This window comes from Fontisubflavum oceani, assembly GCF_030407165.1.
In the GTDB taxonomy this organism is placed as follows: Bacteria; Pseudomonadota; Alphaproteobacteria; order Rhodobacterales; family Rhodobacteraceae; genus Rhodophyticola; species Rhodophyticola oceani.
Genome location: NZ_CP129111.1, coordinates 2,557,343 through 2,575,960, shown reverse-complemented (window position 1 = coordinate 2,575,960; position 18,618 = coordinate 2,557,343). Strand labels below are relative to the sequence as shown.

16 protein-coding genes and 2 pseudogenes are annotated in these 18,618 nt (G+C 60.3%); 7 read left to right on the top strand and 11 right to left on the bottom strand.

The genetic code is table 11. The annotated features are described in order from the left end of the window. Window positions 1–92: 92 nt before the first annotated feature. The 4 genes and pseudogenes from sufB to iscR all read right to left on the bottom strand — a co-directional run bounded on the left by sufB (window position 93) and on the right by iscR (window position 3,656). A complete protein-coding gene (sufB, locus tag QTA57_RS13150; RefSeq protein ID WP_145208688.1) occupies window positions 93–1,613 on the bottom strand; it encodes a Fe-S cluster assembly protein SufB in 1,521 nt (506 codons plus the stop codon). 102 nt (window positions 1,614–1,715) lie between these two features. Next, window positions 1,716–2,759 (bottom strand): cysteine desulfurase family protein, encoded by a 1,044-nt coding sequence (locus QTA57_RS13145; protein WP_290151906.1) that lies wholly within the window; start codon window positions 2,757–2,759, stop codon window positions 1,716–1,718. Beyond that, complete coding sequence (locus QTA57_RS13140; protein WP_290151905.1) at window positions 2,756–3,199, bottom strand: hypothetical protein; 444 nt, start codon at window positions 3,197–3,199, stop codon at window positions 2,756–2,758. The genes QTA57_RS13145 and QTA57_RS13140 overlap by 4 nt, the downstream gene beginning before the upstream one ends. After that, window positions 3,196–3,656, bottom strand: a pseudogene (gene iscR / locus QTA57_RS13135) (Fe-S cluster assembly transcriptional regulator IscR). The gene QTA57_RS13140 and the pseudogene iscR overlap by 4 nt, the downstream one beginning before the upstream one ends. 173 nt (window positions 3,657–3,829) lie before the next feature. Here iscR and QTA57_RS13130 point away from each other — a divergent pair. Both QTA57_RS13130 and QTA57_RS13125 read left to right on the top strand, forming a co-directional pair. Then, complete coding sequence (locus tag QTA57_RS13130; RefSeq protein WP_145208682.1) at window positions 3,830–4,483, top strand: alpha/beta hydrolase; 654 nt, start codon at window positions 3,830–3,832, stop codon at window positions 4,481–4,483. Between the two features lie 12 nt (window positions 4,484–4,495). Then, window positions 4,496–4,756, top strand: coding sequence for a hypothetical protein (locus QTA57_RS13125; RefSeq protein WP_290151903.1), 261 nt, complete (start codon window positions 4,496–4,498; stop codon window positions 4,754–4,756). On the opposite strand, the gene QTA57_RS13120 is transcribed toward QTA57_RS13125, so the two are convergent. After that, entirely contained in the window at window positions 4,753–7,092 is a 2,340-nt protein-coding gene (locus tag QTA57_RS13120; RefSeq protein ID WP_290151902.1) for an Ig-like domain-containing protein, read from the bottom strand. The genes QTA57_RS13125 and QTA57_RS13120 overlap by 4 nt on opposite strands. Before the next feature lie 15 nt (window positions 7,093–7,107). After that, on the bottom strand, window positions 7,108–8,016 hold the full coding sequence (locus QTA57_RS13115; RefSeq protein ID WP_290151901.1) for a hypothetical protein: 909 nt from the start codon (window positions 8,014–8,016) through the stop codon (window positions 7,108–7,110). A 523-nt stretch (window positions 8,017–8,539) separates the two neighbouring features. Here QTA57_RS13115 and QTA57_RS13110 point away from each other — a divergent pair. The 3 genes from QTA57_RS13110 to QTA57_RS13100 all read left to right on the top strand — a co-directional run bounded on the left by QTA57_RS13110 (window position 8,540) and on the right by QTA57_RS13100 (window position 11,802). Next, entirely contained in the window at window positions 8,540–9,754 is a 1,215-nt protein-coding gene (locus QTA57_RS13110; RefSeq protein WP_290151900.1) for an NADP-dependent isocitrate dehydrogenase, read from the top strand. 231 nt (window positions 9,755–9,985) lie between these two features. Continuing rightward, complete coding sequence (locus QTA57_RS13105) at window positions 9,986–10,321, top strand: DMT family transporter (RefSeq protein ID WP_290151899.1); 336 nt, start codon at window positions 9,986–9,988, stop codon at window positions 10,319–10,321. A gap of 101 nt (window positions 10,322–10,422) precedes the next feature. After that, window positions 10,423–11,802 (top strand): DUF3179 domain-containing protein, encoded by a 1,380-nt coding sequence (locus QTA57_RS13100; RefSeq protein WP_290151898.1) that lies wholly within the window; start codon window positions 10,423–10,425, stop codon window positions 11,800–11,802. Window positions 11,803–11,806: 4 nt separating this feature from the next. Here the strand turns inward: QTA57_RS13100 and QTA57_RS13095 are convergent, their stop codons facing one another. Together QTA57_RS13095 and QTA57_RS13090 are read right to left on the bottom strand one after the other, a co-directional pair. Next, the gene (locus QTA57_RS13095) at window positions 11,807–12,601 is read right to left on the bottom strand and encodes a class II glutamine amidotransferase (protein WP_290151897.1); all 795 of its coding nucleotides are present in this window, start codon (window positions 12,599–12,601) and stop codon (window positions 11,807–11,809) included. A gap of 3 nt (window positions 12,602–12,604) precedes the next feature. Beyond that, window positions 12,605–12,811, bottom strand: a complete 207-nt coding sequence (locus tag QTA57_RS13090; protein ID WP_290151896.1) for a DUF6356 family protein — start codon at window positions 12,809–12,811, stop codon at window positions 12,605–12,607. Between the two features lie 120 nt (window positions 12,812–12,931). Here QTA57_RS13090 and QTA57_RS13085 point away from each other — a divergent pair, with 120 nt between their 5' ends. Both QTA57_RS13085 and QTA57_RS13080 read left to right on the top strand, forming a co-directional pair. Beyond that, window positions 12,932–13,390: an Lrp/AsnC family transcriptional regulator gene (locus tag QTA57_RS13085; protein WP_290151895.1), complete on the top strand. Its 459-nt coding sequence runs from the start codon at window positions 12,932–12,934 to the stop codon at window positions 13,388–13,390. A 40-nt stretch (window positions 13,391–13,430) separates the two neighbouring features. After that, a complete protein-coding gene (locus QTA57_RS13080; RefSeq protein ID WP_290151894.1) occupies window positions 13,431–14,042 on the top strand; it encodes a YitT family protein in 612 nt (203 codons plus the stop codon). Here QTA57_RS13080 and QTA57_RS13075 read toward each other — a convergent pair. The 3 genes and pseudogenes from QTA57_RS13075 to recA all read right to left on the bottom strand — a co-directional run bounded on the left by QTA57_RS13075 (window position 14,039) and on the right by recA (window position 18,279). Continuing rightward, entirely contained in the window at window positions 14,039–14,329 is a 291-nt protein-coding gene (locus tag QTA57_RS13075) for a DUF1330 domain-containing protein (RefSeq protein WP_290151893.1), read from the bottom strand. The genes QTA57_RS13080 and QTA57_RS13075 overlap by 4 nt on opposite strands. Before the next feature lie 3 nt (window positions 14,330–14,332). Then, a pseudogene (gene alaS, locus QTA57_RS13070) lies at window positions 14,333–17,022 on the bottom strand (alanine--tRNA ligase). Between the two features lie 171 nt (window positions 17,023–17,193). Next, complete coding sequence (gene recA, locus QTA57_RS13065; protein WP_145208658.1) at window positions 17,194–18,279, bottom strand: recombinase RecA; 1,086 nt, start codon at window positions 18,277–18,279, stop codon at window positions 17,194–17,196. Window positions 18,280–18,618 lie beyond the last annotated feature (339 nt).

Sequence of the window (18,618 nt, the reverse complement as noted above, 5' to 3'; positions counted from 1 at the left end):
CACCTATACCACGAACGACGCCGTTCGACGGTCCTGCATAACAGATTGGCTCCCATTTCATCTGATCGTCCGAGCCGCGCTTTAGCCCAGGCCTAGCCCACCGACCCTTCCAGAGAGATCGCGACAAGCTGCTGTGCTTCCATGGCAAATTCCATCGGCAGAGCTTGCAGCACCTCCTTACAGAACCCGTTCACAACAAGCGCCACGGCCTCTTCCTCATCCATGCCGCGCTGGCGGCAATAGAACAGCTGATCATCATCGACCTTTGAGGTGGTCGCTTCATGCTCAACCCGGGCGGAGTTGTTCTTGACCTCAATATACGGAACCGTATGCGCCCCGCATTGATCACCGATCAAAAGGCTGTCGCACTGGGTATAGTTGCGGCCCTCTTTGGCTTTCGGATGCATCGACACAAGCCCGCGATAGGTGTTCTGCGCCTTACCCGCGCTGATCCCCTTGGAGACGATCCGCGACTTGGTGTTCTTGCCCAAATGGATCATCTTGGTGCCGGTGTCGGCTTGCTGCATGTTGTTGGCAATCGCGATGGAGTAGAACTCCCCCTGGCTGCCCTCGCCGCGCAGAATGCAGGACGGGTATTTCCAAGTGATCGCGGAGCCGGTCTCCACCTGGGTCCACATCACTTTCGAGCGGTCCCCCCGGCAATCGGCGCGTTTGGTGACGAAATTATAGATCCCGCCTTTGCCTTCTTCATCGCCCGGATACCAGTTCTGAACCGTCGAATACTTGATCTCCGCATCTTCCAGCGCGACCAGTTCCACAACAGCCGCATGAAGCTGATGCGTGTCACGTTGCGGCGCGGTACAGCCTTCCAAGTAGCTGACGTAAGAGCCTTTATCGGCGATGATCAGCGTCCGTTCGAACTGACCGGTATTCTCGGCATTGATCCGGAAATAGGTGCTGAGTTCCATCGGGCAGCGCACGCCTGGCGGCACATAGACAAACGACCCATCGGAGAAGACCGCGCTGTTCAGCGTCGCAAAGAAATTGTCGGTGATCGGCACGACGGAGCCGAGATATTTCTTCACCAGTTCGGGATGTTCTTTGATCGCCTCGGAGATCGAGCAGAAGATGACGCCCGCCGCTTTCAATTCCTTCTGGAAGGTCGTGCCAACCGACACCGAGTCAAACACCGCGTCGACGGCGACTTTGCGCCCTTCGGCAGGCGCATTCTCTGCACCTTCGACCCCGGCCAGGATCATCTGTTCTTTCAGCGGGATGCCCAGTTTGTCATAGGTTGCCAAAAGCTTCGGATCGACCTCATCAAGCGATTTCGGCTTCTCTTCCATGCTCTTAGGACGCGCATAGTAATACTGATCCTGATAATCGATCGGCGGATAGTGGACCATCGCCCATTCCGGCTCATCCATCTGCTTCCAGCGCTTGAACGCCTGCAAGCGCCAGTCGGTCATCCATTCCGGCTCTTCGTTCTTTTCCGAGATCAGACGCACGATGTCTTCATCCACGCCCTTGGGCGCGTATTCCATTTCGATCTCGGTTTCCCAACCGTATTTGTATTTGCCGCCCATGGCCTGGACGGTTTCCACCGTCTCGCGGTCCACACCGTCGCGAATATCCGTGTCGAGTGCTGTCATGGGGTATCCCGTTCGTTCTTGGGGCGGTGCGCGCCGCCCTGATTTACCACTATGCCCCGGGTCGCGCCGTTTCCTAAGGACATCGCCGATGGCTCTATCCTGTTACGCGACCCGCGCCCGAAACCGGGCATGGGCGTTCAACCAAGCCTCGCAAAACCGCGAAACCTCTTCTTCGGTCGTCTCCGGTCCGAGTGAAACACGAATGGCGCTGGACGCCTCTGTCTCGTTCATCCCCATCGCACGCAGAACCGTGCTGGATTTGACCTTGCCGCTGGAACAGGCCGAGCCCGCGGAGATCGCGAAACCGGCCAGGTCCATCTGCATCACTTGCGTCTCCCCTTTCCAGCCCGGCGTCACGATGCAGGAGGTGTTTGGAAGGCGATCCGCGTCTTTCCCGACAAAAATAGTCTCTTTAGTGCCGAGGTCCAGAGTTGTTTCTAGAATATTTCTAAGTTTGGCAAGTTTTTCCCAGACGCCATTTTCAAGATCTTGTGTAGCAGCCACCGCAGCGGCCCCAAATCCAGCAATGCCGGTGATATTCTCTGTGCCGGAACGGCGGCCCATCTCTTGCCCGCCACCTTTAATCTGCGCCTCCACATCCAGGCCACGACGCAGGACCAAGGCGCCGATTCCCTTTGGTCCGCCAAGCTTGTGCGCCGAGATAAGCGCCATATCGACACCCGACCAATCAAACGCCACCGGGATTTTGCCAAAGGCTTGAGTCATATCGCTAACCGCCAACCCATCGGGCAGGTCTTGCAGGATACCCGTTTCGGAATTGGCCAATTGCAGGACCGACTGCGCCGGGTCTTCGATCTTCACATGACCAGCGGCATCCACTGCCAATGTATCGTTGATCCAGGCCCGGACCGCATCATGCTCAACTGCGGATCCTCGCAAATCGCGCCCGGCGCAGGCCAAGGCCGCCGCTTCCGTCGCGCTCGAGACAAACACGATATCGGCGGCCAGCGCCCCAAAGGCTTCGGCGATCTGGCCGCGCGCTGTTTCAACCACGGCCTTCGCCGCGCGCCCTTCGGCATGGACCGAAGACGGATTGCCCGAGACATCCATCGCCGCAATCATCGCCGCCCGCGCCTCAGGGCGCAGCGGCATGGTTGCGTTTTGGTCGAGATAGATACGGCTCATCGCAGGTGTCCCGCCTTCTGCATGTGATCGGCAAACTTCGCGAGCAAGGCTTCTGCCACATCAAGACGAACCTGATAGGTGCCGGAGCGCTGGAATTCATCCAAACGAGGCTCTTCCGCGACACGCAAAACCGTGTCGAGCACATGGCCCGTCAAAATGACGTAGCGATGATCCTTCCCGGTGATCAGATTATACACCCGACCAAAGACATTTCCGCGACGTTCCAATGCTTGCCGAACGCTAGCGGTCCGGTGGTGCAAGTAAAGCAGGCAATGCGCGTCGCTCATGTAGCGACGATCCGATTGATCGCTGAAGCGGGACGCAAACATCATGCCGAAGCCCGCCTGGCGGAGCGGGCGTATCAAACGCCCGGCCCATCCTGACAGATCGTCGGGATTGACCGAGATTATCTTGGGGGTTTGGTTAATCGGCTCACTCACGCCTCATCGACCACTTCGAAGAGATTGGGCACCGCAGGGCAAGGCGTCAGCTCATTGGTCACCACATCCGATAGCCGCGTCTGATGCAGATAGACATAGACATGGGCGCTCAAGCTTTCCCAAAGCCGGTTGGTCATGCTCTGCGCCCGGCTGCCCGAAATGCCCCCTGAGGCGCCTGCCCCGGTGTGCATTGCGCTCACCGTTTCATCGACTGCGGAAAAGATATCGACGACGCGAATATGCGATGGCGGCTTCGCCAGGCGATACCCGCCCCCGGACCACGAACAGACTCGACCAACCCCGCACGGCGCAATTTAACGAAGAGCTGCTCAAGATAGGGCAGCGAGATATCCTGCCGCTTGGAAATCTCAGCCAGCGAGGTCAGCTCTTGTTCCGGCTGCAACGCCAAATCGGCCAAGGCCACCATTGCATAACGTCCCTTGGTGCTGAGTTTCATGTCCGCCACCTTCGCAAATGACGCAAATCACGCCAAAAGATTGACCTTTCCGAACGGGGCGCTTAACTGCCATCAACCCGTTTTGTCCGGCTCGCCCGGAGTTTAGAATTGTTCTAGGTTGCGTCAGGCGCCGCGTCAAGCCACCGCACCCCGAACACCATGAAGGAGGCATAATGCCCGAGGTCATTTTCCCCGGCCCAGAAGGTCGGCTCGAGGGTCGCTACCACCCGCAAAAGGCCAAGGACGCGCCAATCGCGATTATCCTGCATCCACATCCGCAGTTTGGCGGCACGATGAACAATCGGGTGGTCTACAACCTTCACTACGCGTTCCACAATATGGGGTTCACGGTCCTCCGGTTTAACTTCCGTGGCGTGGGCCGCAGCCAAGGCGAATATGACCAAGGGATCGGCGAACTGTCTGATGCCGCCTCCGCCCTCGACTACCTGCAGTCGATGAACCCGAACTCAAAGCATTGCTGGGTCGCGGGCTTCTCCTTTGGGGCTTGGATCGGCATGCAGCTCTTGATGCGTCGCCCCGAAATCACGGGGTTCATCAGCGTCTCGCCTCCGGCGAACATGTATGATTTCAGCTTCCTCGCGCCCTGCCCCGCCTCGGGCCTGATCATCAACGGCTCTTCGGATCGCGTGGCCAAGCCGCAAGATACCCGGATCTTGGTCGACAAGCTGCATGAGCAAAAAGGCATCACCATCACCCATGAAGAGATGGAAAACGCCGGTCACTTCTTCGAAGACCCGCATATGGACCCGATGATTGAGAGCGTTCAGACCTATGTTCGCCGCCGCTTGACGGAAACCACACGCTAAAGGCCTCACGCGATGAGCAATATTGTCGATGAGCTCGCAGATAAATTGGCCAAAGACGTCATCGCGGCGGCCGAGGAGTTGGATGATGATCTTCTGCCGAACCGCGTGGCGGAGGTAATAGGCGCATCCTCCCCCTCAACTGAAGAGGCGTTTCGGACCGCCGTTCGTGTTCGGATGGCTGAGGCACGCGCGCGGCGGTTTTTGGCGGAACAATTGGCCAAGGGCCGCGCGGCCCGGCAGGGCGACCAGGAACAAGCCGCCAAGCCCGTTTAGAACGCGAAGCGGAAGGTGAGCTCGAGGCCATGGGCGCGGTAGTCGGGCGTTCCAAGCCCATCATAGAAAGCGTTGAGATCGTAGCTCATCCCGTCTTGCCCAGTATGGCGCAGGCCGAAGTCGAGCCGCCCGCGAGTGCCGTCCATCCCACCGCTGCCGCCTGAGCTATCGGCATAGATCGCCGAGACCCCGCCGAGCAGAAGCGTGGTTGGGTTCAGGGCGTGCTCAAAATCTAGCCCGGCGGTCAGCTCCCCCAGGCGCACGGTCTGTTCCGGGACAGTGTTGGACACGCTGTCGGTATAGGCCTCTTGCGTGTCCTCGGTCCAGGCCAGTTCGAGGCTCGGGAACCAGGTCACTTGCGGCCGCTCGATCCGACCGGAGACCGCTAGCGTGGCCAGCCAGCGTTCGGTCTCGAACGCGTCGGTATAGGTGCCGACCGGGCTGATCTCATTGTCGGTCCGGCCATAAAGCAAGCGGCCATCGACATGGACCGGCCCCGACCCCAGAGCGGCGGCAAAATACGGCCCCACCAGCCAGCCGGTGCCCTCCAGCCGCGCCGCGCCATCCTCGCTTTCGGCGATGTCATATTGCAGCATCACACCCACCAGCGCCCGCTCGCTCAGCCAGGTATGCGCGCCGAGCGTGGCCAAGGCGTAGTTCAACTCGGCCTCCTCCAGCTCGCTCCAACTGGCCTCCAGCGCCGCCCAAACCGGGGCACGCCCGCCGGTCTGCAGCGAGATGGTGCCTTGGCCGCGCGTTACCTCCAGCGCCCCGGTCGCGCTTTGCCCCGTCAGAAAGCCGCGCACCGACGGCTGCGACCCAAGCAGCGCCGCACTGCGCGCGCTCATAAACTCCCGGATCAACTCCGCCGCCAAATCGGAACTGCCGAAGGCCCCGGTGACACTGGCCGCGGCGGTCGGCGTGCCAGTGACATCCTGCGCCGCGGCCTCCTCGATGCTCACCACAGCATCGGCATCCCCGGTGACGCTGAGCTCTCCGGTCCAAATCTGCGGCCCGCCGGTCAGCGCCCCAAGCGTACCACCGGTGACAGTCACATCCGCGCCGTCAAACCCGACCACCGGCTCGCCGAAATCGATGGTAATCGTGGCAGAAACCGGCCCGGTGAACCCCTCCGGCACCCCGGTGATCACCGGCAGTGCCGCTGTCCCATCTGGCGGCGGCGGGGCGAAGCCCAGGGCGAGATTGTCATTGCCCGCCGCATCCTGCGCAGCGCCGGTCGGGATATCCACCGCATGGGTAAAGAGCCGATCCGGCTCCGCCGTCACGACGATGCTGAAACTGGCGCAGGGGTCACTGCCGCATGTGTTGATGAAATCGGAGACAGCCGCGCCGGAGGCCTGGATATCACCCAGAACGAAGCCCGTGACCGGCTCGGAGAACAAGATATCAAGCGTGTAGGGATCGCCCGGGAAGCCCGGCGCGCCCGTGATCTGCACCGTCGGCGGATCGGCATCGGCGGCGCTGCGCGCGCGGGTCTCGGCATTCGGCGTCCCGCTGACATCCAACACCGCGCCCGCTGCGACCGTTACGCTCACATCCTGAGTGCCAAGGATATCCAGCTCTGCCGTCCAGACCTGCGGCCCACCAGAGATCACGCTAAGCGTGCCGCCAGTCACAGCGATATCGCTGTCTTCAAAGCCCAGAACCCGCTCGCCGAAATCAAACGTCAGTGTCACGGTCTGCGGCCCGCCAAACCCGTCCGTTGGCAGCCCGGTGATGCTGAGTGTCGGCGCGGTCCCATCCGGCCCGGGCGGCACGCCATTCGCCGCCACGTTGTCATTGCCCGCCAGATCGGTGGCCACACCTGGCGCGATGTTGATCGACGGCGCGGTAGACAGATCAATCGCGGTGACCTCAACGGTGTATTCCGATGCGCTTACCGCCGCAAAAGCCCCAAGCGTGGCATTTACCGGCGTAATGTCCCCGGCCTCAAACCCCGTCACATCCTCATCCCACGTGATCCGCGCCGTGAAGGTGTTTTCCAGATCATATCCCTCAAAGGTGATCGTCGGAGTCGGCCCGGTCAGGTCGAAATTGGCTAGTTCGAGAGGGGCGAAGGCAAGACTGAGATTGCCCGATTCCTCATCGGTAAAGGCGCCTTCGGGGAAGCTGACGACCACCGGCCCGCCGGTGCCCTCCCCCGCAATGGTGAGGGTGCCCGCAGCAGGGTTCGACGCGACACCAGTTATGGAGAAGTTCGTGATCTCGCCCGGAAAACCCGACGGTCCATCAATCCGATAGCGTCCGCCGCCTGGGCGGGTGATGTCGAATGTGAAGCTCCGCCCGACCGGCCCATTGACCTGGGTGGAGGCCAAGGTGATCTCGGGCCTTCAGACAACGGCATTGGTGGTGACCGGCCCAACAGCCAAAGTGCTATTCCCGCCGAGATCGGCGGCCAAACCGGCAGGCAGGAATATGCTGGCAGGGCCATCGGCAATGGGCTCGACATCGAAGGTGTAGGTCAGGGCGTCCCCACTCAGCAGGTTCGACGCGCGGAGATTGTTCAGCGTCAAAAGCTCAATGATAAGACCGACCGGTTCGTTGAAGGTGATAGTCACCTGATCCCCAGCCAGCCCCACGGTGCTGGCCAAGCCTGAAAAGGCCCCGGTCGGGCGCTCGTCATTGGTATTCGTGGTTGCGGTGTTGGACGCCGCGGTATTGACAAGCCCGGTTGCGCCGTTGATTGCACCCGCGGCAATCCGAAACTCGAGGTCGCCCCTCCCAACGACAGTGATCGGGAACCTGTACTCCGTGTCCGACACCCGCACCGGAGCACCAGAGACCGGGTTTGATATCGTGCCGAGCCCGACCGGCGTGATGGTCAGATCGCTGGCCGCAATCGACGCGCCGTCTAGCGCCGCATCTGAGGTCAATGTCACATCAAACGTTCCGTCCGTGAATGCATCGACCGAGAGTGTGAGCGTCGGGGGCTGCAGCGGCGTCCGGGTGTAGGTGGTCGGTCCGTGTCGCATTGCCACGTCAAACTCGCCGCTTCCGTTATCACTGGCCGTACCGAACAGCTCGAAGGCAATATCATGGGTTTGACCACCGAAGTCGAAGACCGCAGAACAAGAATAGGTGATGTCGAGAGGCAGCTTAATGCTGGGCGTGCCGCCCCCGGCCCCAGCCCTGCAGATTGGACGAATTCGTTCGCTTTCAGTTCCGCCAACATAAACACGTACACTAGCGTCTAAAGTAACCGAACCGCCGAAATTGGAAATCAGCGTGGACAACAACATTGCTGGGTCGACTGGCGAAAAGACGGAGCAGTCGCTATCCTGTGCCACCCTTGTTGTATCTGATACGGCCGAGCCGGGACCGATGCCGTCAACTGACGCGTTCGCTTCGGGGCATGTGGCGTTAAGAACCTGCGCTTCGGCGCGATCGGTCCCGAAGACAGGCAGAAGCCCGGAGAAAACGCTCACCGCCAAAGCGGCGGCCCATACTGGTAACAGTCTCACACCCATCCCTCGCACCTGGTTCTTGGCCTCTGCCGCGCCACCGACGCGAGACAAGCCAACCAGCTACAACACGCGACCCTTACTCAACGGCAACGATTTTATTAACCAGACGCGCAGGCGCTCAAGCAAGCGTTAATCTGCCGATAGCGTTATCCTGTTTGTGAGACGGGATAATCCAATCGCGAAACCCTCCGCGACATCACGACGCCGGTATACATCGGTATACCCACTTCCCAGATGCAATGGTTTCCGTTAGACCGCGCGCAATCGAATGCTTCACCACATATGAGGGACACGGCAGATGTCGAAGATCAAGGTAGAGAACCCCATCGTCGAGATGGATGGCGATGAGATGACCCGGATCATCTGGGACTTCATCAAGAAGAAGCTGATCCAACCCTATCTGGATGTGGATCTGCTGTATTATGACCTGGGTATCGAAAGCCGCGATGCGACCAACGACCAGATCACCATCGACGCCGCCGAAAAGACCAAAGAGATCGGTGTCGCCGTCAAATGCGCCACGATCACGCCCGATGAGGCCCGCGTTGAAGAGTTCGGCCTGAAACAGATGTGGCGGTCGCCCAATGGCACGATCCGCAACATCCTGGGCGGCGTTGTATTCCGCGCGCCGATCATCTGCAAAAATGTGCCGCGTCTTGTGCCGGGTTGGACGCAACCGATTGTCATCGGCCGTCACGCCTATGGCGATCAGTATCGCGCGACGGATATGAAATTCCCCGGGCCGGGCACGTTGACGATGAAATTCGTCGGCGAAGACGGCACCGTCGATGAGCGCGAAGTGTTCAAGGCGCCCTCCTCAGGCGTTTATATGGGCATGTATAACCTTGATCAGTCGATCATCGATTTCGCCCGCGCCTCGATGAACTATGGCCTGTCGCTTGGCTGGCCGGTCTATCTGTCGACCAAGAACACCATTCTGAAACAGTATGACGGTCAGTTCATGCTGCTGTTCCAGAAGGTCTATGAGGAAGAGTTCAAAGAGAAGTTCGAAGCCGCTGGCATCACCTATGAGCACCGCCTGATCGACGACATGGTCGCGGCGGCGATGAAATGGTCCGGCGGCTTTGTCTGGGCCTGTAAAAACTACGATGGCGATGTGCAATCCGACACTGTCGCGCAGGGCTTCGGCTCGCTCGGTCTGATGACCTCGCAACTGATGACGCCCGATGGGAAGATCGTGGAGGCCGAAGCGGCCCATGGCACCGTCACCCGCCACTATCGTCAGCATCAGGCGGGTAAAGAGACCTCGACCAACTCGATCGCCTCGATCTTTGCCTGGACCGGTGGCCTGAAGCACCGCGCCAAGCTGGACGACAACGCGCCGTTGATGAACTTCGCTGAGACGCTGGAGAAGGTCATCGTGGATACTGTCGAGTCCGGTGACATGACCAAGGACCTCGCCCTCCTGGTCGGCCCCGATCAGAAATGGCTGACCACGATGGGCTTCTTGGAGAAGATCGACGAGAATCTGAACAGGGCGCTCGCCGGTTAAACCGGAGAGGCTTCAAGAGATCGAAGGCCGCCCGACCCAGGGCGGCCTTTTTTGATTTCAATAGCCCACCTCTATTCAATCCGATGGATTGCCCTATTGCCATAACGCCGCGCCGCGATCCCCTAGGCCATTTGGCGAGGCGCGACCTGCTGCGGGCAACAGGCCACTTACCGCCGCCCGCGTTTCGGCTCTCCCTGCCCGTCCCACACCCGTTTGAAAGCACTTGCCTCCATGCCCACGCATTACCTCTATCTCGCCCTCTCCATCATCGGCGAGACCATCGCGATCTCCGCCCTAAACGCGAGCGAACAATTCACCCGCCTCTGGCCATCTCTCTTGGTTATCCTGGGCTTTGCCGGCTCGTTCTACTTCCTGACGCTTACGCTGAAATACATGCCGGTCGGTATCACCTACGCGCTGGCGTCGGGGCTTGGCATTGTTGCTGTCGCGGCGGTTGGGCTGGTCTGGTTCGGGCAGCGGATTGATTTTGCGGCATTGGTCGGTATTGCGCTGATCATCGCGGGGATCGTGGTGATCAATGTGTTTTCCTCCACCAATGTCCACTGACCAGCGAGCGAGAGGCACCCGCGATCACCCGAACGTCAGATGCATGTGAAGCCCGCCGGGCGCATGATTGCGCTACCCGCCGATCAAAGGAGACCCGGCCCATGCTCACCCGCCGCCATTTCTCCGCGCTCTCGGCCAGCGCGGCGCTCACCCCGATCACCGCTCTGGCCCAGACCTCAGATGAGTTCGACACGCTGTTTCGGGCGCAATACGATCTGATCTATGGCAGCCCGAGCGACTTCATCGCCGCGCTTGAGTTCATCCACACCCGTGGTAACCCCGACATGGCCGCCGGGCTGATCACGGCACTCCGTTTCACGCCGATCTCGCCCGATGCGATCGACGCCGCACTACAACATGTCACCGGAGACCCCGACAGGCGCGGCTGGTTTGACTGGATGCTGTGGCAAGAGGCCAACCCGCAGGTCATCCCGCATCCCAGCTTCGTTGAGGTCAAACGCACGCTCTTCCTGCAGATCGACCCGAATTTCTCGGCCTTCTTGCGCCCGGAATATCTGGAGCGCGACCGGATGCGGATCCGGTTTGAGGAAATCACTTGGGGCGGCGTGCGGAAGGATGGCATCCCCTCGCTCGACAATCCAGACCTCATCACCGCCGCCGAGGCCGACTATATGCGCCCCGACGATCTGGTCTTCGGCGTCTCGATCAATGGCGATGCGCGCGCCTATCCGCTTCGGATCATGGGCTGGCATGAGATGTTTAACGAGGTGATCGGCGGCGTGCCCGTGGCACTGGCCTATTGCACGCTCTGCGGCGCGGGCATTCTGTTCGAAACCGAAGTCGAAGCGCGGGCGGAGCCCTTCGTTTTCGGCTCCTCCGGCTTTCTCTATCGCTCCAACAAGCTGATGTTCGACCGCGCCACCCATTCGCTCTGGAACCAGTTCACCGGGGAGCCTGTTGTCGGCCCGCTGGTCGATAGTGGCATCCGGCTGCGAGAGCGCCCGGTGGTCATCGACACCTGGGAGGCCTGGCGCGCGGCCAATCCCGAGACGCAGATCCTGTCGCTCAACACCGGATATTCGCGGAATTACGGCTCGGGTGTGGTCTATCGCGACTATTTCGCCTCCGATGATCTGATGTTCCCGACGCTGGTCGACCAATCCGAACATCTGCAGAAAGACTATGTCTTCGGCATCCGGCAATTCGGCGGCGCGAAAGCCTGGCCGCTGGACGCATTCGCCGATCAGATGGTGCTGAATGACGGCATGCTCGACACGTCCTTGGTGCTGATCGGTGAGGCCGATCGGCGGAGCGTCCGCGCCTATGAGCGCGGTGATCTGACATTCTCCGGCGATACCGAGACGCTAACATCGAATGACGGCATGACCTGGCGCGTCACCGAAGACGCGCTGGAAGCCCAAGATGGCCGCAGCCTGCCCCGCGTCGCCGGTCATATCGCCTATTGGTTCGCCTGGAACGGCTATCTCGGCGCGGAGTCGGAGCTTTACGCCCGCGACTAACGGCCTAAGCCGCCGCCGGTTGCATCACTGGCGCGAAGGGCGTGACCTGCACGTCGCGCCCGACGAAACGGGCCATATGGCCGGGCTGTAACTCCTGCCAGCCGCTTTGATCGCTTTCCAGCGGTTCGGAGACGACCGCCCATCCCTGGCGGCTGTCGCTGAAGCGGTAATAGACCGAAGGTGCGATATGGTCCGAGGAATAGCGCAGCGCATAAAGCGCCTCCCCATCGCTGAACGCCGCCGAGATCCGCATATACGGCCCCTGCCCCTTCGACCGCGACATCGCCTCCAGCGTGCCAACGGCCTCGGCCATGGCCGCCCGTGGTGCCGTCTCCAACCCCGCCGCAAGCGCCAGCAAGAACAGAACCTCGCTATCGGTCCCGCCCTTTCTCTCATTATAGAGATCATCCGGGATCGCCATATCGGCTTGTTTGCGAAACGCCTCGAAACCGCCGATCTGCCCGTTATGCATAAAGGACCACCGCCCTTTGACGAAGGGATGGCAGTTGTTCCGACTGGTCGCGGCGCCGGTCGAGGCCCGCACATGAGCCAGGAACAGCCGCGCTTTCACCTGGGCGCAAATCGCACGAAGATTGGTGTCGGACCAGGCCGGATAGACATCGCGATAGAGCCCCGGCTCAGGCCGCGCGTCGTACCAAGCCAGCCCGAACCCGTCGCCATTGGTCTCGGTCTTGCATTCCGTCGCGTGCTGGCTTTGCTCAATCAGCGAATGACCGGGGCTGGAGACGAGATCCTCCAAAAACACCGGCGCGCCCGTATAGGCCACCCATCGGCACATGAATTACTGCCCGCGGTTATGCGTCTTGGCATACATATCCGCGATCATCCGGCTCGCCGTTTTCTCAAACAGACACGGGATCACCGCATGGACCGCCGCGGCACAGCTTGCCAAAAACAGCTTGCCCGAGAACCGGCTCGCAAACGCGGCGTGTTCCAGATAGCTTTCTTCCACCTGACGGGGGTGGCTCAAAAAGATACGGGTGATCATAGGCGCGCTCCTCAAACTCTGTTCGCAGGGTGATTTTGCCATGCAGTGGTTGAGATTGCTTCCCAATCCGTCGCGATTAAGGGCGTGATATTGGGATATTTTCACACTATACATCGAATCATGGAGAAACTTGATACGATAGATCGTCATATTTTGAGCGTTCTGCAACGCGAGGCAGATATCCCGCTGGAAGAGTTGGGAACCCGCGTCGGCCTCTCACGCAATGCCTGCTGGCGCCGGGTCCGTGCGCTGGAAGCGCGCGGGATCATCACCGGGCGCGTGGCTCTGCTCGATCCCGCGAAACTGGGCCTCGGCCTGATGGTCTTCATCCAGGTCCACGCCGCGCATCACGACGCCAAATGGTTGGAAAAATTCGCCCGCGCCGTTCGCGAGATGCCCGAGATCATGGGCGTTTATCGGATGACCGGTGACTTGGATTATCTGATCCGCGCGCGGGTTGCGGATGTGGCGGATTACGACCGTCTCTATCAAAGGCTGATCCAGAAAGTTGATCTCAGCGATGTTTCCGCCAGCTTCGTAATGGAAGAGTTGAAAGACACCGCCGCCCTGCCACTCTGACGCATGGACGGCGCGGCCCGGGATTGCGATCAGGCGCGCTATGACGGAGCCGCATAAGACCCTATCGCACAGCCTTATCGAGGATGTTCAAGCCTTCTTTCTGGGCACCGCGCTCTGCGCGCTTGGCTTGATGTTTCTGGCCCATCTAGGCCTAATCACCGGCCAGACCGCCGGGCTCGCGGTCTTGCTCAGCTATGTCACGGGTTGGCCCATCGGCTTGCTGTTCTTCGCGGTCAACCTGCCATTTTACATCTTGGCCTGGCTGCGTCTCGGGCCACGCTTCACGATCAAAACCGCGATTGCCGTGGCGATGACCTCGATCTGGGTGGAACTCTTCCCAAGACTGATTGCGTTTGAGCACCTAAACCCGGCATTCGGCGCACTTCTTGCGGGCGCAATAACCGGGTTGGGCCTGATGGTGCTCTTCCGTCATGGCGCGTCGCTTGGCGGGATCGGTGTCTTGGGCCTCTGGCTACAAGATCGTGTCGCGCTTCAGGCCGGATGGGTGCAACTGGGCTTCGACATCGCCCTCTTTGCCGCCGCGCTTTTTGTGCTGCCCCTGCCGCTGGTCGGCTGGTCACTGCTTGGCGCAGTGGTGGTCAACGTGATGATTGGCGTCAACCACCGCCAAGATCGGTATATCGGGCGCTAGTCGAGCGCCTCGACAATCACCAAATCCCGTTCCGACGCGCCACGCGCATGGCTCAACGCCTCTTGATAGATGTCGGAGTGATAGCAGGTCTCCGCCGCCTCGACACTTGGGAAGCGCGCCACCACATTGCGCGGATGGGCGCGGCCTTCCTTTTGTACAGCACGACCGCCGCGGGCCAGAAACTCGCCACCATGGGCCGCAATCGCATCGGTCGCGAGCGCGGCGTATTTCATATAGGCCTCTTCATCGGTCACTGTCACATGGGCAATCCAGAACGCACCAGGCATCTCTTACACTCCCTCTAGAACGGCTTCGGCCGCCTTGATCGCGGCGTCGGCCTTGCCTGCATCCGCGCCGCCGCCCTGGGCCATATCCGGACGACCGCCGCCGCCCTTGCCACCCAGTTCCGGCACCGCCGCTTTCACCAGATCAACGGCGCTGATCCGGCCTGTCAAATCATCGGTCACGCCCGCCGCGACCGCCGCTTTGCCGCCCGCATCGGCGATCAGAAGCACCACGCCAGAGCCAAGCCGCGCCTTATGTTCGTCAATCAGACCGGGCAAATCCTTACCTGTCACGCCGCTCAAGAGCTGCGCGTGGAAGGCGATCCCGTTGACCTCCTGCGCCTCAGGCGCGGCCACGCCGCCGCCAGCCATCGCCAATTGCTTGCGCAGTTGCGCGACCTCATTCGACAGGCTCTTGCGTTCCTCTTGCAGCGCCGTCACCCGGTCCAGAACCTCGCTGGCGGGCGCTTTCAGCACCGAGGCAACCTCCGCCAAGCGCCGCTCCTGCCCTGACAGATAGTCAAACGCCGCAGCCCCGGTCAGCGCCTCGATCCGGCGGACGCCAGAACTCGACGCACTGTCGCCAAGCGTGACAAAGACGCCGATATCGCCGGTCTGGCGCACATGGGTGCCGCCGCAAAGTTCGATTGAATAAGTCCGGCCATCGCCGCCTTTGCCCGAGCCATCCAGCATGCCCATGGAGACGACGCGGACTTCATCGCCGTATTTCTCACCAAAGAGCGCCTGCGCGCCCAGATCGCGCGCGGCATCCGGTGTCATGATCCGCGTCTCAACCGGCGCGTTCTGCCGGATGAAGGCATTGACCTCTTCTTCCACCGAGTCCAATTCCGCCGCCGTCAACGCCTTGGAGTGGCTGAAGTCAAACCGCAACCGATCCGGCGCGTTCAGCGAGCCCCGCTGTGCCACATGATCGCCAAGCGCGCGGCGGAGCGCCTCGTGCAACAGATGCGTCGCGGAGTGATTGGCGCGGATCGTGTCGCGGCGGGCGTGGTCCACCTCAAGCCGAACGGCGTCGCCAACCTCAAGATGACCGCTATCCACCGTCAGATGATGCGCAAACAGGCCATCGCCGCGTTTCTGCACATCACTCACATGGCCGGTGAAGCGCATCTCCGAGGCCTCATGGGTGCCTTCGAGAATGCGGACATAGCCGTGGTCGCCCACTTGGCCGCCCGCCTCGGCATAAAATGGCGTCTGGTTGAACAAGACCCAGGCCGTGCCCCCTCTTCGCCCAACGCGGCGATCTCTTTGCCATCCGACACAATCGACAAGACGACCCCTTCCGCCGTCTCGGTGTCATAGCCGAGGAATTCGGTCGCGCCATGGGTCTCGCTCAGATCGAACCAAATCGCGGCATCTGCGGTTTCGCCGGAGCCGGACCAGGCGGCCCGCGCCTTGGCCTTCTGTGCCTCCATTGCCGCATCAAACCCCTCGGTATCCACGGCGCGCCCTTTTTCGCGCAGCGCATCCTGGGTCAGATCCAGCGGGAAACCATAGGTGTCATAGAGTTTGAACGCCGTCTCGCCCGGCAGGTCCGCGCCTTCCGCGAGGTCGCCCAACTCCTCGTCGAGCAGCCGCAAACCGCGATCCAGCGTGGTGCGGAACCGCTCTTCCTCCAGCTTCAGCGTTTCCGTGATCAACGCCTGCGCTCGGCCAAGTTCAGGATAGGCCTGGCCCATCTGGCTCACCAAAGCCGGCACCAGACGGTGCATCAACGGATCTTTCGTGCCCAACAAATGGGCGTGCCGCATCGCCCGGCGCATGATCCGGCGCAGCACATAACCGCGCCCTTCATTCGACGGCATCACCCCATCGGCGATCAGAAAAGAGGTGGAGCGGAGATGGTCCGCGATCACCCGGTGATGCACGTTTTTCGGCCCATCGGGGTCAACGGAGGTCGCATGCGCGCTCGCCTCGATCAGGCTCCGCATCAAATCCGTGTCGTAATTGTCGTGCTTGCCTTGGAGCAGCGCGCCGATCCGTTCCAGGCCCATGCCGGTATCGATCGATTGCATATCGAGCGGCACCATCGAGCCATCGGCGAATTGCTCGTTCTGCATAAACACGATGTTCCAGATCTCGATAAACCGGTCACCGTCTTCCTCGGGGCTTCCCGGCGGGCCACCCCAGATATGGTCACCATGATCGTAGAAAATCTCAGTGCAAGGGCCGCAGGGACCTGTGGGCCCCATCTGCCAGAAATTGTCATGGGTCGGAATGCGGATGATCCGATCCTCCGGCACGCCAACCTTTTTCCAGATGTCGAAGGCCTCGTCATCGGTGTGATACACCGTCGCCAGAAGCCGGCTCTTGTCGATCCCAAAATCCTTGGTAATCAATTCCCAGGCGTAGGGGATCGCCTCTTCTTTGAAATAGTCGCCAAAGCTGAAATTCCCCAGCATTTCAAAGAAAGTATGGTGCCGAGCGGTGTAGCCGACATTGTCCAGATCATTGTGCTTGCCGCCGGCGCGGACGCATTTTTGGCTTGTCGTCGCGCGGGTATAGTCGCGGTGCTCCATGCCGGTGAAGACATTCTTGAACTGCACCATCCCGGAGTTCACGAACATCAGGGTCGGGTCATTGCGCGGGACAAGCGGAGAGCTGTCGACAACCTCATGCCCGTTGCGGGCGAAATAGTCGAGGAAAGTGCTGCGAATATCGTTCAGGCTGGCCATGGCGGGCGTCTCTTCTAGGGCTGGTCTGTTGGATGTAGCGAGGCGCCGGGGGACTGTCCACAGGACAATCTATGCATAGGCCAATGCCAAACGAAAAGGGCGCCGGTTTCACCGCGCCCTTTCCTGGTTCAGCGTTTTGCTGATCACACGGGCGTTTCGCCCGAGGGATGATTAATCTTCGATCATGTCCTCATCAGCACCTGCCTTGGCGCTGCCGGGAGGCATGTCAAAATCCAACCCATGCGCGGCGCGGATCTTGTCTTCGATTTCCAGAGCAATCGCCGGGTTATCTTTCAAAAACTGTTTGGCATTTTCCCGGCCCTGGCCAATGCGTTCATCGCCATAAGAGAACCACGAGCCTGATTTCTCAACCACACCGGCCTTGTTGCCGAGATCGAGCAGCTCGCCCATTTTGGAAATGCCTTCGCCATACATGATGTCAAACTCTACCTGTTTGAACGGCGGCGCCACTTTGTTCTTAACCACTTTCACGCGGGTCGCATTGCCGACCACTTCGTCGCGATCCTTCAGCGCACCGATGCGGCGGATGTCGAGCCGGACAGAGGAGTAGAATTTGAGCGCATTGCCGCCCGTGGTGGTCTCCGGGCTGCCAAACATCACACCGATCTTCATCCTGATCTGGTTAATGAAAATCACCATGCAGTTGGATCGGCTGATCGATCCGGTCAGCTTGCGCATGGCCTGGCTCATCAGGCGGGCATGAACGCCGACCGAGCTGTCGCCCATGTCGCCTTCCAATTCGGATTTCGGCGTAAGCGCTGCGACCGAGTCGACCACCACCAGATTGACCGCGCCAGAGCGCACCAGCGTATCAACGATCTCCAACGCCTGTTCGCCAGTGTCCGGCTGACTGATCAGCAGTTCATCCAGATCAACGCCAAGCTTCCGCGCATATTGCGGATCAAGCGCGTGCTCCGCGTCAACAAAGGCGCAGACGCCGCCCTTCTTCTGCTCTTCTGCCACGACGTGCAGGGTTAATGTGGTCTTGCCTGAGCTTTCCGGACCATAAATCTCAACGACCCGACCTTTCGGCAGCCCACCAATCCCAAGCGCGATGTCGAGACCCAGAGAACCCGTCGATGTCGCCTCGATCTCTTGAACGGCATTCTCGTCGCCGAGCTTCATAATCGAGCCCTTGCCGAACTGGCGTTCGATCTGGGCCAGGGCGCTGTCGAGCGCTTTTTGCTTATCCGCGGATTTTCGGTCGGTCATGTCCAGAAGGTTCGCCATTGCCATGAGTGTTGATCCCTTATTTCATACCGCCATGGGGGCGGCAATGATGCTCTATGTTCGCCTCTTGTTCTGCATATGTGATGCGCACAAAAGAAGAACATTTCAAGTAAAATCGTGCGCGTTCCAGTCTTTCTTGAGAAGGGTTAAGGACGCGTTACCGCAGGAAACACTGAGACAAAACGACAATTTACTCTCGTTTTAGACGCAAAACTTGTGCTCTTTTTGCCCCGCCAAAAGCCGGAACGGCTGCGTTGGAGACAGCGCTTCTGCCACATAGCAGCGCCGCGATTCTCGACCCAACTGGGATGAAGCGTGTTTTCATCATCCGCCATCGCAAGAGGG